This window comes from Halobacteriovoraceae bacterium, from assembly GCA_020635115.1.
Classification (GTDB): domain Bacteria; phylum Bdellovibrionota; class Bacteriovoracia; order Bacteriovoracales; family Bacteriovoracaceae; genus JACKAK01.
Window position 1 is genome coordinate 80,028 of the sequence record JACKAK010000006.1, and the last position, 15,162, is coordinate 95,189.

The following is a 15,162-nucleotide window of genomic DNA, read 5'->3' on the forward strand; positions in this document are numbered from 1 at the left end:
TCGATTATCGAACTAGCGTAATGGAAATAATCGAGCAAGATATTGATTTTACGTTATGATTAATGCTCAATTAGTCACATGCTAGAGGAAGTCTCGAACTTAATAAAAGAAACTGAAATAGCTATTATTAAACTTTGATATAAATCATGAGGCGATAACATTTCTTCAATTAAAAGTTCAAGTCTTTAAAAAAATATTCATTTTCTTGGTAGATTTTAGAATTTTTAATTCTTTTTAATAAGTCTTGATAAGATGAATATTTATATAATTTATTTTTATTTTTTAATAGACTGCTAATTATTACATAATAGGTTCCTGTATGTGTTTTTGATGAGTCTAATATTAAATTATAGGTTTGAATGGTGTTTTCATTTTGAATTTCGAGTTTATTAATAGATTTTGTGACATGCTCCAATGTAAGTGCATTACTTATTGGATTTTTAATAATATTATTTAAAACAGATAACTTGTCATCAGTAGAAATTTTAGAATCATTAAGTGCAAATGCAACTAGAGTATTTTGAAGTGGAGAAATAGAGTTTTTAACAATATCTTGATAATCATCTTTTATAAAAATGTCATTCTTTGTTAAAGACATCATTAAAGTTCTTTGAAAATCTAGTCTATTATGATCACTAAATTTTACGAGCTTTAAAAGCATTTTTCTTCCGGCATCTCTTATTTTTTCATCAATAAATGATGATATATCTCCATAAATTGCTTTGTAGAATGCGTAATAATCAATTTTGCGTAAAATCCCAAGTCGATTAGACATTATCTTTTTAAAAACAAATTGGTTAAGAAGAGTTGACTCTTTTAACTTCGTTGCAAATTTTTTGAATTTTAAATGAGAAGATTGTTGATACTGTTGTAATTTTGCCCAAAGAGAGCTGAAGTTATATCCAATGAGTCTTTCATCACTCAAAATTGAATCAATAATTAAAGTAAAATCTGTATCATTAAGAGTATTATCTTTTAATAGGCAATTTAATGTTCTGGCTTTTTCAAGTAATGGATTTCCAGCTTCTGCAAGAGAAGGAAATCCCATTAAGTCTGGATTGTTAAAGCTAAATGGTAGATTAACTTCTCTGCCCTGTCCATGATCAAGCCAAGCATCAATTGCTGTTTGTTCGATACCTACACTATACAAGCATTTTTTAGCACTGGACTTATTTCGATTTAATAGATCTAAAAGTGAATTTGAATATTTTACTGCAACTTCTACGGTCAAATCACCCTTAATCGGATCCATGAAATACTTATTATTATCATTAGTTAATCTTGTTATATGAGCTATATGATAGGGAATAGAATTTTCACTTTTTGATTTTGCTCCAGGAGCACTCTTGCTCCAGCCAAAAACGGTTGAGTTGGGGAAAATTCTTAAATAGCGACTGGAAAGCGGGTTATCTTGATCCATTGTTGCTGAGAATTCTAAATTAAGGGCGACGCTATTTTGATCTAAATTATCTTCTTCTAGTGCATTGGTAACTCTTTCCATATTTGAATCAGCAATAGACTCACCATCTCTTAGGCTTGCCGGGTCAACAATCTCACTTGATCCAAGTGTTCGGCAACCTTGAAGCCAAAGAGCACTAATATTCTCAAACCATTTTCTATACTTTGAGTTACATGAAAGACTTTCGAGAAAATCTAATTCAAGTTGTCCATTTCCTCTTTTTCCACCAAAACTACCTGTGTGATGACCACTGATAACCAATCCATCACATCTAACACCTGAGTTTACGAGTTTTTCAAATGAATCATTTGGGTTACTTCCCTCAAATTGATATTCAGAAACAGTAATTTTTTCGCTCGAATAGGGGGTGAGCTTTCCAATAAATTTGCGCATTGATTGGTACTCTTTTTCATTATTTAATGAAAAATAACAAATATGAGTTTCAGCTTTGGAGTTAAAAGAATATAGAGTAACAAATATTAAAACAATAGATAGAGTACTAAATTTCATAAAAAATTTTCGGTTTTTAAAAAAATATCTTGATTATAAAACTAGTAATCAGAATAGATTAATGGTGCCCAGGAGAGGACTTGAACCTCCACGCCAATGGCACTAGATCCTAAGTCTAGCGTGTATACCAATTTCACCACCTGGGCGCTTAAAATGAGTCACCTTTTTACATAATTTGCAATCTATTGACAAGAACTAAGAGGCCTTTTTCTTATATAATGCGACTTGTTTTTCAAGAAGTTCAATCTTATTTCGCATTGAATTATTTTCTGCCTTAAGCTTACCTGACTCAACTTTAGTTTCAGTCAAATTTGCTAAGGTCCTTTTTGAAGCTTTTGAAAGATTATTATTGAGCTCTTCAAGCTGCCTTAATTTAAGTTGTAACTGAGATATTTCCTTTTTATCGCCGCCCTTTGATGTAGATGATCCCATGTCAGCACCAAAGCCCAAGGTCCTTTGGGCCGCCTCATATACTTTTATTTTGTGTTCAAGTTCACCTATTCTAACATTGGCCTTTTCTAAGGCCTCTTTTAATCCATCTTGATTTTGAGTAATAGCACCTTTTTTGATGGCCTCTTCCATTTTTGATTTTAATTCATGGTTTTCCATCATTAACTCTTCAACTTTTTCTTGTGAATTTTTCAAAGATTCTAAATTTTTAGTTAGCTCTTCTACAGTACTTTGTAATTCCAATTTCTCCAATTTCAGATTATCCAAATTTTTCTCTGCAGATAATAGTGTCTCTCTAAATGAATTATCTTCAAATTTCTGGAGTCCAAATTCAACATTTTTGAGATCACTAATTTCATTAGACATAATGGCCATTTTCTCATTCGCACTATCAACAAGAGTTCTTAAACCTTCGCTTTGTTGTACGTGTACAAATTTATCGCTATTAATGTTTTTATTTTCTAGTTGCAGAGAATAATTTTTTACTTGTTCATCTAATGAAATTATTATTTGGTTTTTACTTTCCACAATCTCTGAAAACCGTTGTTTAACTCTCTGCATAGCGAGGTTCCGACTTTCTATTTCCTTTCTTAATTCATGTGCTTCATTTTTAAAGTCTATCAATTCATATCTATCCTGATCTGTTAACGAACAATTAAATACTGTATTTGCTTTCTTTAAGCTTAAAATTTCAACTTTAAGTGCATCAATTTTTTTAGAAAGATTTTCTACTTGAATATTTTTAAGTTCAATTTCTTTAATTAATCGCCCTTCATTCAATTCTTCTTCTTCAAATATTTCACGTAATTTATTATTATATCTTCTTTCAATTAGTTCATCAGAAGCATTGTCTAAATATTTACTCGTGAACTTTTTTGCTTGTGCTTCATCTAAATCGAAATTTTCCATAAGCAATTTTTTCGCACTATTTATCACGGTATCTAGATCTTCAATTTTTTCTTCACTAATTTTTACTTTTAGATTTTTGAATTTCTCCACAAGATTTTCTAAATTAATTTCAGGAACATTTCCTTTCACTAAAATATTTTCTTCACTTATATTTTGAGTTACACCTTCAATAACTTTGTAATCATCAAGAAAATTTTGTCCACTTAAGGTGATGCTACTAGATTCTTCTGTATTCATTAAAATTCCTTGAACTTCCTGCATATCTGCATTCAGAAAACGATTAATGAATTCTTCTACTAATTGACTTCTAATTTCTTTATTACCACTTACTTCCGTTAAATGCTCAGAAATTATTTTATCAATACTTGTATAAAGATCATCTGTCCAAAAACATTTGAGAAGTATGTCGTAATCTTGCGCCTTTAGTTTTTTTATTAGATCTTGTCCTGGGTATTTTTTAAGATAAGTTATAATATCCTTTAAGTTTAGGGCCTTAGCTTCTTTTGGAAAACTTTCTGTTTCTCTTTTTTTATTAATAAATCCTATTGTTTTTTTAAGATCTATTGGATGTTTAACAAACCATGATTTTGGAGTAAGAATTAACTCAGATAAACCTCCTGGAACATTCTTACTTTCAAGTTTTTCAATGATTTGTTCTCTTTTGGTATTTAAAGCAATTCCTGGTTGACCAATAAAATTAATCCAAGTTTCCTTTCCCATCTCAAATGTATTAATATTTCTGACATTTAGAGAATTAAATGAATCTTCTGATTTCAATATATCAGCAGATAACCATGCTGAAGTAATGACCAATTTTTCATTTTTCTTAAGAAAATGCATATCCATTATATGTGAATTTTGAAAACAATTCTGTAGAAGTCCAATATAAGGGTTTAAAAATGAATGTTGTGAAAATGACTTCCAAATTTCTTCTGAGATAAAATTTAAAATAGAAGTATGCACTTGCACAACGAATGTATTCGAATTATATCCGAAATCTAAAGACAATGGATAAATTGCTTTTTTCGCCTGTTTTAAATAAAAAAAGAAATTAAGGACAGAAGATAGATAGTTTCGAATTTGTATAGGATTAAAATTTCCTTCACTCGCATCTTGAATAACAATATCTGTTTTTAAACCAATATTTAAATGTCCATCAATTTTGATTGTTTTAAAAATATCTAAATCTTTTTCAAAATATGTTTCAAGAAAATAGCTTCCTTTTTTGTCAAATATTCTTTTTATCAGATGTTGAACTATTTTACTTTCCATATAGGATTCTGGAAAATATGAAGCTCCACCATAACTAAAAAAATCAATCTTGTCTTGAATTTCACTTAGAGAAATTATTGGTATTTCTTTGAGAAGTACATCAAAGCTTGTGTTTAATTGACTATAACTTTTTTGATAATTCCGTACAATAATCGCTTTGACCCGTTTTTTTTGACTTTCCTGAAGATAGGGAACAATTTCAAAATGAGCTTCTTTTATTACAGATTCTAGTTTTTCTGAAATTTTACCGGCCAAATTTAAGACAAGATTTTTTTCATTCATCAACTTGCCCTCTCACTATTTCGTCCAATTTCAGAGAAAATATGTGAAATCATATATTGAATTCTTTGAGACAAAATTTCAGAAATATTCTCAACTGGATTCGTAAACAATAACTTCTTTAAAATACCAGTTCCATCGTCTTGTTCTAGAGTGATATTAGTGAAAGTGAATAAATTATTAAATAAAATAATTGTCATTTCAAGGTCAGTTAAATTAATCTCTGAAAAGGAAAATGGAAATCCCTTACTATCTACTTTTTCATTAACCCTTTTAATTAGATTTATCACATCTGGTGAATTAAAAAGATGAGAAAATTTTTCATAAATTTTCTTTGTTCTTTCAAGTGGAGACTTTAAAAATAGATCCAGTTCTGGCCCAGGATTTTCTCCAATAAAAAGTAAAGACACTCCGGTTCCTGATTTTTGTCTTTCTCTTTCCATCGCTTTGATTGTGTTAAAACCAATACCTTTTTCTTCGACATTATAATTCATAAAAAATGCAAGTTTATAAATATCATTCAAAAAATTGAAATCTGTATAACCTAGGGCCATGGCGAAAGTAACAATAAAGGGAGCGACAATGATAGATCTTTTAAAAAAATCGAATGAGTTATCAATAAGATGGTTTGTCATTTCACTATCAAACTTGTAAAAAGTTCTTGAAAAAATTATTCCCAAGTCTAGTAGGCCACATTTCTTCTTTCCCATCCAAAAATGCTCATAAAACCAACTTAGATATTTTGATCTGGCCATTAATACTTCATTATAATTCCTGGCCTTCTGAAGCATCATTAAACAAACTTCACCATTTGCAATAACTTCACCATTTTTAATATATTCAATTCCAAGTTGGGATGAAAGTTTTGCATACTTATTTAGAAATGATTGTTCAATTGGATCGCCGGCCTTCAAAATCATTAAGGGTGTACCAACTTTTTTTAGCCAATAGATATTTCCTACAGAAACAATAGTTTTTTCAAGTTCTTTAAAATTAAGAACTTGAAAATTTAAAAATTTTTTTCCATGATATGTACTTTCGCTAGTAGTAGCAACTTCTTCTTCCAGAAGAAAGCTTCCACGGCCATCTTTATCTTCCATATATTTTCCTGTACTAATTCAAAAAAATCTCCACAACACTCGTACATATCGGAAAAATAAGGTTTTTTTTTACTCTGAAATAGGATGAAAACAACTAAAACTATGTGTTTCACTCAGTTTTTTGCTCTCAGGATATCGCATGAGACACTCTTCATTTGATTTCCAGCATCTCGGATGAAAGTGACAACCATTGGGTGGACTAAGAGGAGAGGGCAAATCACCGTTCAAAATAATTCTATGCTTTGTTGAATCTGTATTTAGATGTGGCATGGCCGAGAATAATGCTTTAGTATATGGATGGTGTGAATGTCCATATAATTCTTTGGGACTGGCCTTCTCAACAACTTTTCCTAAGTACATGACTGCTACTTCAGTAGATATGTACTCAACTACTTTTAGATCATGAGCTATAAAAATATAAGATAGACCAAGATCTTTTTGTAAATCCATCAAAATATTTACGACTTGTGCTTGCACAGAGACATCTAAAGCAGATACTGGCTCGTCACATATTATTATTTCTGGATTGACTGCAAGTGCCCTAGCAATACATATTCTTTGTCTTTGCCCACCAGAAAACTCGTGAGGATATTTATTTAAAGTATCTACGGGAAGTTGAACTTGATCTAATAGTTCATAAAGTCTTTTTTTACGATCTATTTTATCCATGTGTTCTTTATGTAAATCCATAGGTTCACTTAAAATATTATAAACAGTCATTCTAGGATTTAGAGAAGCGTATGGATCTTGAAATATAATCTGCATTTTTTTTCTAATTTTTTGCATTTGTTTATGATTATATTCGAGAATATTTTCACCATTTAGCAAAACCTCTCCACTCGTAGGTTCTGTCAATCGCATTAAACAACGGCCCAAAGTAGATTTACCACAGCCAGATTCTCCTACGAGGCCAAGAGTCTCTCCTTTTTTTAGTGAAAAACTAACATTATTTACAGCTCTTACAAGATTTGTAACACGATTTAAAATTCCACTTTTCACTGGATAATTTTTACAAAGATTTTTTACTTCTAAAATAGACTTAGACATGGTTGTTCTCCAGTAATAATGGCCGAAAACAACTTACCCAATGGCCAGAGTGTTCTAAAGATAATTCTGGACACCCTTTCACTCCCTTACAGTCTTCACTCACATAAGAGCATCTATCTTGAAATGAACAACCTTTGGGAAGTTTGAAAAGAGATGGGACGATGCCAGGTATTGTTATCAAACGATCTTTTTTTTCATTTGTAGTTGAATCAAACCTTGGGACTGAATTTATTAAGCCTTCAGTATAGGGATGAAGAGGATGTTTAAAAATATCATTACAACTAGTTTTTTCCACTATTTTTCCACAATACATAACAGCGACGTCATGGCATAGCTCTGATACAACCCCAAGATCGTGTGTAATAAAAATTATTCCCATGCCAAATTCTTCTTGTAGTTTAAGCATAAGCTCTAAAATCTGTGCCTGAATAGTAACATCTAAAGCGGTCGTTGGTTCATCAGCAATAAGAATATCTGGCCCACATATAAGAGATATTGCGATCATGATTCTTTGTCTCATTCCACCGGACATCTGATGAGGATATTCATTATATCTTTTTTCTGGATCCGGAATACCTACAAGCTTTAGCATATCTATACTTTTTTCAATTCTTTCTTTTTTATTAAGACTAGGAATATGCAATTTAACGACTTCATTGATTTGATTGCCTATTGTATAGACAGGATTGAGAGAAGTCATTGGTTCTTGAAAAATCATTGAAATTTTATTACCTCTAATTTTCCTCATTTCTTTGGAATTTAACGCCAAAAGATTTCGTCCATTATAAAGAATTTCTCCCTTTGTGACTCTTCCCGGAGGATTTGGAATTAGTCCCATAATAGATAAAGCTGTTACTGATTTTCCTGAACCAGACTCTCCAACAAGACCTAATGTTCTTCCTTTATAGACATCAAAGCTAACATTTCGAATTGCTTTCACAGGGCCTTTATCAGTAGCAAATTCAACCTCTAGATCTTTAATCTCTAAAATTTTATCCATATATATTATTTTCCTTTAAGTTTGGGATCTAGTGCATCTCTCAATGAATCACCTAGTATATTTAAAGAAAGGACAACAATAAACATTGCAGCTGTTGCAGCAACTAATTGCCACCAAACGCCATTAAAAAGTTCTTGCTTAGCATCGTCTATCATTTTTCCCCAGCTTGGTAATTCCTGAACACCAATTCCTAAATAAGATAATATGACTTCAGCTTTAATTGCGTATTGAAATTGTAGTGAAAAGTTAATAATAATTATGTGACCTATATTGGGCAATATATGAACAAAAAGTTTTCGCATGTGTCCACATCCAATAGCATGTGCGGCCTGAACATACTCTCTATCCCTGTGACGGATAACCTCTCCTCGTACAAGTCGACATAAATTTACCCAAGAACTCAACCCCAGGGCCAGGAAGACAACTACTAATCCCTTTTGACCAATTATAAATGATAGAGCAACGAGCATCAGAATATAGGGAATTGAAGAAAACGAAGTATAAAACCAAACTATAACTTCATCGACAATGCCACCAAAATATCCTGCGATTGCTCCCAAAGTAACTCCAATAAGAGTAGCGATTAATGCTGTCACTAATCCCACAGTAACAGCGACTTCTGCGCCTTTTATTGTTTTAAGAAATACATCTCTACCAAGTAAATCTGTGCCAAAGAAATACTTTGAACTTGGTGGTAAATACGAACTTCCCACATCAACATTCCAGTCATTTGCAATAATTCCACAGAAACTTAAAACTGCAACAAGGACATATATTGCAAATATTGAAAATGAAATTATAGCCATTTTATCCGACAATAATTTTTTAAAAGCATGTTGCCATAAAGAGAGTGACTCCTCTTTTTCTTGTTCTTTTTCTATTGAAATCATTTTTTCTTCGATCTGTGTTACAAGTTCACTCATGATTAACTCCTATTTCAATCTCGCTCTAGGGTCAAAAAGTGCATACATGACGTCTGTTAAAACACTAAAAAATATTAGTCCTACTGCACCTAAAATGGTCATGGCCTTAAGGACAGGAAAATCTGAAGCATTTATGGCATCTACTATAATACTTCCAAGTCCTGGAATACTAAAAAAATTTTCTAATAATAAGGAGCCCAAAATTAAATATGGAATCTGAATTACGAGATAAGTGAGAATTGAAATCATAGAGTTTTTGAGTACATGTTTAAACATAATTTTAAATTCACTAAGTCCTTTGGCCCGAGCAGTTCGTACGTAGTCCTGGTATATTTCATCTAGCATAATCGTTCTAAAAAAACGTACATCAGGCCCAACATTTAGAAAAATCCAAATAAGTACGGGAAGTGCAACATATGGTAAAAAGTTAGGAAATTCATAACCTGAAATTTCAAAAATCCCAAGTTTAAAAGCCAAGAAATATTGTCCAAATAATATATAGGCCAGTGAAGATATACTCATCAAAGCAACACAGGCAAAAACAATTGTTTTATCAATCAATTTACCTCTAAAAAAAGAAACGACTAATGAAATACAAATTGCAATAATGCTTGATAAAATAAAACTAGGTAGAGAGATAGTTAGAGAAGGAATAATTCCTTGTGAAATCATTTCTGAAATTTTTTGTTTTGTGGACCATGAACGACCAAAATCAAAAGTAAAAGCAGATTTAACCACATCGATGTATTGAACAACTGGAGAACGATTTAACCCTAGTTCACGTCTAATTTGCTCCATTTGTTCAACAGATGCATGTTTTCCTAACATAACTCTGGCCGGATCAGGGGCAACAACATTGAACATAATAAATATAATTAAACAAACTCCAAGCAATATAGGAAAAATGTAAAGAATTCTTCTAAAAACATAACTCCAGATGTTCATTTACAATCCTTTTAAAGAGTAGGAACAATTTCGGCTTTCTCTTTCAAATCTACATTCAAATATTTTGCTCTTCCAAATTCAAAATCTGAATGAATATAATTTTTTAACCACTTATGTTTAATAATATAAAATTGTCTGTGAACGTTTGGAATAATAGGAACATCTTCGGCCATTATCTGGTTAAGTTTTTCATAGATTTGTGTACGCTCTGGTGAATTTTGCATGATGGCCGATTTTTTATAAAGTTCATTATAAGTAGGATTATTATATCCAGTATCGTTTGTTCCAGGAGATTTATTTGGGCCATACAGAAGTTGAAGAAAATTTTCAGCATCCGGGTAATCAGCAGACCAAGCGATTCCAAATAGATCAACTTTTCTATCATTTATCTTTTGTTGTAAGACAGGAAATTGATTAGTAAAGACTCTTAATTTAATGCCTATTTGTGCCAGGAGTTTTGCAAAAAATTCACCTTGTTGTCTATGGGTTGTAGAGTTTGATGTATCATACGTTAATTCTGGAAGACCTTTGCCACCAGGGAAACCTGCCTGTGCTAATAACTCCTTAGCTTTTTGTATATTAAAAGTAAGATACTTATTTATGAAATTTGAATCAAATCCAGAAACTCCAGGAGGGATAATTCCATTTGCTTCTTGAGCAACTCCATTATGAAATAATTTATTATGTGATTTATTATCAAAAGCTAAAGCAATTGCTTGACGTAATTTTTTGTTTTTGAAAATTTCTTTGTCGAAGTTAAAACCAATATATGTTAAATCAAGTGATGGAGCAACTTCAAGTTTCACGCCTTTACTCGTGTATTCACTTTTAAGCTCTTTTTGATCATTGAGAACAGAATTAAAATTATCTTTTGGAATTTCAAGTGTATCAATATTACCTTTCGAAAAATTAAGCCACCGAGGTTGTTCTGTTGGCATAAATGATACTGAAATCTTATCAACTAAAGGAAGCCTTTTTCCAGCATCTTTAAGGTGTCCAAGCCTTTCAAATTCTGAATAAGCTTCCTTTGGATAATACATCTCTCTGAAAGTGGGATTTTTGTAATAAACAACTTTATTTGCGCCAGCGCTAAATTTTGATAACTTAAATGCCCCTGTACCTATGGGGTGATTTTGAAAATCTTTTCCATAGAAGTCGACAACTTCTTTTGCCACTACAAAGCAAAAAGGCATCGCCAAAGCATAGAGAAATTGTGGAAAAGGTCTTTTTAACTCAAACTGAAGGGTGTATCTATCAAGTGCTCTAATCCCTTTAACCACTTCGTCGTAGTCTACAGTCTCAAGTTCTGAATGCTTTTGTCTCCATTCATTGAGACCTACAAGTTTATCATCAAGAAGCCACCATCCTTTTGACATTAACTTTGGGTCGGCAAGTCTTTTAATCGAATAAACAAAATCCTCGGCCACAAGTTCACGTCCCTTATTATTAGGGAAGGCCTTGTCATCTTGAAAAACTACGCCTTTTCTCAATTTGAAAGTATAGGTCAACCCATCAGCAGAGACTTTGGGCATCTCCTCAGCAAGATTGGCCCTTAACTCAAAAGGTCTTTTTAAGTAATGATACTCCAGAAGTCCTTCATAAATTCTAGATATTTCTACTGATCCATATGTATCATTCGCTTGAATGGGATCATATCCTTTAATAACGGCCTTAATGCCAATATTAATTTCTTTTTCTGAAAATGTTTTCTCAGTTGTGCATGAACAAATTATTAATAAATAGGTCATAATCAAAGTTTGAATAAGGATTTTCATATCCACTTCCTCTGTTTGATGAAAATTCAATTAAATTTGTATACCATTGGAGAATTGATTATTTCCAGCCTAATGCAACAAATATCGCCAGGTGTAATTATATTTGAGTTTTGAGTTAAGATTTTAGATCATTTTCTTACTTCAAAGTAAGATTGGTGTCGGTTTGGCCCTCACCATTAAGAAAAACTTAATTTAGATATCAATGAGTAACCTTAAGCTCATAAGTTCACTCTCTGACCATTTAAAAAGAAATTTAAAGTCCTTTTTTAAGATAATATTCGTTAAGTCCTTTCCTTTGTAGTTTTCAGTTTTTGCAACAATATAAGGGAGGCTACTATTTTTGGCCTTCATTATAATTTTTACACTTTGAGATTTTGACTGATCTATACTGATAACTGCTCCATCTTTTGAACAGTTAATTTCTTGTTCACTACGAACACAATATTCGGTGAATTTTTCATTTTTTAAGTCTTGTAAAAACAGAAGTGATTTTGCAAAAAAAAGGACAAATTCCTTTTGTTCTTTTTCATATTGATAGTTTTTTCTTAAAAATTCATTCAATAAACTTCCATGGAGTTGAGCAAATTTTAGAGGATTTTCAAATTTCCAACTTACTCCAAATTCTTCTTCCCCTTTTCCGAAAATATTTGCATAGATCATATATTTAGTTTTTTCTAACACTGACTCAAATGAAAAGATGAGACGCTGGCCTCCAGCTTTAAATTCTCCTTTTCCCTCTCCTTCCAACCGCAAGGATGATACTTTTTGAGCAAGAATTTTTTTTTCATTTTCAAGTATAGGCCTATTTTTGTTTTGAAACATTGAACAAGAAGAAATCAGAAAAGATAGAACAGTTAGGGACCAGATGCCGGCATTCGTACGGCCTCGACTTCGCCTAAAAACGAACGAATCTTCTCTTTTTCTTTTTTGTCTTTGCATTTTGAAATCGCCTCCTTAAGAAACTTTACTGAATCATCATACAGTTCTAATTTCTGGTAGACCATTCCTAAATGTTTTAAAATGACATGATCACTCGGAGCATATTTGTTGGCCATTATTATTTGTTTTAGTGCTGCTTTAAAGTCACCAATCTTATAATAATACCAACCTAAAGAATCTCTAATATAGCCATCAGTAGGACTTAGATCAACGGCCTTTCTTATGAGCTCAAATGCTTTATCCAAATTTGAACCACTCTCTATATAAGAGTAGCCCAAATAATTCAAAGCATCAACGTTATCAGGTTCATCTGTAAGTATGTCCTTAAGTAGTTCTTGTGACTTTATTATTTCATTATCTTTCTCGTAAAGACCTGCCAAATAATATTTATGACCGTTAGTAAAACCTTCTACTTCAGAAATTTCTTCAACTGAAGCGATTGCTCGTTTGTAGCTTTCCTTTGCTTCGTAATAGTCTGCCAACAATATGTTCATTGTCAATCTTACATAGTCAGGCGAATTGACTCTATATTTATTCACAAACGACATAAACTTCTGGGCTTTTGATTCATCGATGAGAGCTTGTGTATGCAAAATTTCAGAAATATTTTTTATACTCTCGAAGTAATATTCACTTTTTTCTGAAATTTTTTCGTAGGTCTCTATTGAATTTTCATAATCATTTATTCGTTGATAAAGATAGGCCAAGTCATATAATATTTGATCCGATGTCGGTATCACTGCTAAAATTTCTTTGAATACAGCAATTGCTTTTTTATACTCTCCTTTTCGAGTATATAAGATCCCCAGCCTGGATTTAAGATCTAGGTCAGCTTGCTCAAGACCAGAAAGTTTTTCAGCGTATGGAATGGCCTCATCAAATTTTTCAGCTGCAAACATTAATTGAACTAATCTCGACAAAACTGGGTTGTTGCCCTCATTTTTATCAACAAAATGTTTATAGTTTTCGATTGCTTTTTGCACTTTATTATCTTGTTCATAGATCATTCCAATTGCAAGTGCAGCTTGATAATAAGATCCCTTTATTCGAAGTGCTTTTTTGAACTCACTAATGGCCAACATCGCCTGACCCTTATCTAAGCGAAGCTTTCCTGCGTAGTAGGCAAATAGTGGGTTTTTAGGCATATATTTTTGACAAGTTCTTAGTTGGGAAAATGCATCATTATACATATTGTCCAAAGAATATGATTTGGCCAAAAACACACAGGCCTCCTCGTTTTCCTTATTGAGTTCAATTAACCTACTATACGTTTCTCTGGCCTCTTTTCTGTTTCCTACTACAGTTAGTACTCCTGCGTAAACTAGTCCAACAGATTCATCCTTAGGATCTTGTTCGTAGACTTCTTTGAGAAACTCCAAAGATTTTTTTAGGTCCCCTATTCTTATTAACTCAACAGCATATTTTTTTTGCACGTATAAATCGTTTGGTGTTAATTTCAATAAGTTTTTGTAAAGATAAGACGCAAGTTGTGATTCCCCTCGAAGAGAAGCATCATTGGCCTTTATAAACAAATCAGTTGAAAGAAATCGAATGGCATCAGGGCCTTTTTTAATGGCCATCTCGATTGCTTTTTCCATTTGTTCTTCATCATTTTCATTTTCGTTTTTACCGCTTTGAATTTCTTCATTAGGAAAGATCGTATTAATTTTTAAAGACTGGCCTTTACCATCGACACTATCAATTATATTTTTATGTGCACAGCTGTTGGTTAAAACAGAAATGAATAAAAAAATAAATAACATCCTGTGCATATAGGTTCCTTCGCCCTGGCAACTCTATGGCCTATCGACATTTTTTCTTAAATATTTAGAATTTCGTAGTCGAGCGAAGCATCATTCTTGATATCTAACTTATTGTTTTTACTATTTTTAATGCAATTTTATATGCAACCTGCTAAGTTTACCCCAATCATGGTTGACAGCATCAAAAGGAATCTGATAATCCATGTCTTGTTTGTCATCAGACTTTTGTTTAGTGCTACGCTTAAATAAAATGAGTTGCTTAGCATCGTTTTAAACACGTTGTATCACTCAAAAGTTGACCAAACACAAAAAATATTCTAAACCGCAGTTGTTATTGTTAACACGCACCTATAGGGGAAAGTGATGAAAGAAGTAAGAACCATTAAGCGTTACCAGAACAGAAAACTTTATGACACTCATCAGAGCTGTTATGTTACTTTGGAAGAAATTGCTCAAATTATCAGAGAAGGTAATGAAATCCAAGTTATCGACAACAAAACTAAGAATGACATCACTTACATGACTCAAATTCAGTTACTTTTTGATCAAGAAAAAAAGTCAACTAAAGCAGGTGATGTTGAGCTACTTAAGAGAGTTATTCGTTCAGAAGAAGGAACTTTCACTGGCCATATTAGAGCATTAGAAGCTGAACTTCGTGGAGAAGATTCAAGTGCAGCTACTGAGCAAAATGATGGTTTTCAGAATTTTATGCAGCAAACAGAAAACAATGCATTATCTTCTGAGATTGCGCCAACTCTCAACTAATTATACAATCGTATTAATGAATAAAC

11 protein-coding genes and 1 tRNA gene are annotated in these 15,162 nt (G+C 32.1%); 1 reads left to right on the forward strand and 11 read right to left on the reverse strand.

Annotated features, from left to right (window positions below; genetic code table 11):
- Positions 1 to 169: 169 nt before the first annotated feature.
- The 11 genes from H6622_10505 to H6622_10555 all read right to left on the reverse strand — a co-directional run bounded on the left by H6622_10505 (position 170) and on the right by H6622_10555 (position 14,380).
- Entirely contained in the window at positions 170 to 1,969 is a 1,800-nt protein-coding gene (locus H6622_10505; protein ID MCB9061943.1) for a hypothetical protein, read from the reverse strand.
- 62 nt (positions 1,970 to 2,031) lie between these two features.
- Positions 2,032 to 2,115 (reverse strand) — tRNA-Leu (locus H6622_10510).
- Positions 2,116 to 2,164: 49 nt separating this feature from the next.
- Positions 2,165 to 4,882: a hypothetical protein gene (locus H6622_10515; GenBank protein MCB9061944.1), complete on the reverse strand. Its 2,718-nt coding sequence runs from the start codon at positions 4,880 to 4,882 to the stop codon at positions 2,165 to 2,167.
- Entirely contained in the window at positions 4,882 to 5,979 is a 1,098-nt protein-coding gene (locus tag H6622_10520; protein MCB9061945.1) for a hypothetical protein, read from the reverse strand. Before H6622_10520 ends, H6622_10515 begins: the two co-directional genes overlap by 1 nt.
- Before the next feature lie 69 nt (positions 5,980 to 6,048).
- Positions 6,049 to 7,026, reverse strand: coding sequence for a dipeptide ABC transporter ATP-binding protein (locus H6622_10525; protein MCB9061946.1), 978 nt, complete (start codon positions 7,024 to 7,026; stop codon positions 6,049 to 6,051).
- The gene (locus tag H6622_10530; protein ID MCB9061947.1) at positions 7,019 to 8,026 is read right to left on the reverse strand and encodes an ABC transporter ATP-binding protein; all 1,008 of its coding nucleotides are present in this window, start codon (positions 8,024 to 8,026) and stop codon (positions 7,019 to 7,021) included. Before H6622_10530 ends, H6622_10525 begins: the two co-directional genes overlap by 8 nt.
- A 5-nt stretch (positions 8,027 to 8,031) precedes the next feature.
- Positions 8,032 to 8,949 (reverse strand): ABC transporter permease, encoded by a 918-nt coding sequence (locus H6622_10535; protein ID MCB9061948.1) that lies wholly within the window; start codon positions 8,947 to 8,949, stop codon positions 8,032 to 8,034.
- Between the two features lie 9 nt (positions 8,950 to 8,958).
- The gene (locus tag H6622_10540) at positions 8,959 to 9,894 is read right to left on the reverse strand and encodes an ABC transporter permease (protein ID MCB9061949.1); all 936 of its coding nucleotides are present in this window, start codon (positions 9,892 to 9,894) and stop codon (positions 8,959 to 8,961) included.
- 11 nt (positions 9,895 to 9,905) lie between these two features.
- Positions 9,906 to 11,669 carry a hypothetical protein gene (locus tag H6622_10545; GenBank protein MCB9061950.1) on the reverse strand — a complete coding sequence of 588 codons (1,764 nt, stop codon included), beginning with the start codon at positions 11,667 to 11,669 and terminating at the stop codon, positions 9,906 to 9,908.
- A gap of 192 nt (positions 11,670 to 11,861) precedes the next feature.
- On the reverse strand, positions 11,862 to 12,608 hold the full coding sequence (locus tag H6622_10550) for a hypothetical protein (protein MCB9061951.1): 747 nt from the start codon (positions 12,606 to 12,608) through the stop codon (positions 11,862 to 11,864).
- Entirely contained in the window at positions 12,524 to 14,380 is a 1,857-nt protein-coding gene (locus H6622_10555) for a tetratricopeptide repeat protein (protein MCB9061952.1), read from the reverse strand. The genes H6622_10550 and H6622_10555 overlap by 85 nt, the downstream gene beginning before the upstream one ends.
- Before the next feature lie 354 nt (positions 14,381 to 14,734).
- Between H6622_10555 and H6622_10560 the strand changes: the two genes are divergently transcribed.
- Positions 14,735 to 15,136 (forward strand): polyhydroxyalkanoate synthesis regulator DNA-binding domain-containing protein, encoded by a 402-nt coding sequence (locus tag H6622_10560; GenBank protein ID MCB9061953.1) that lies wholly within the window; start codon positions 14,735 to 14,737, stop codon positions 15,134 to 15,136.
- Positions 15,137 to 15,162 lie beyond the last annotated feature (26 nt).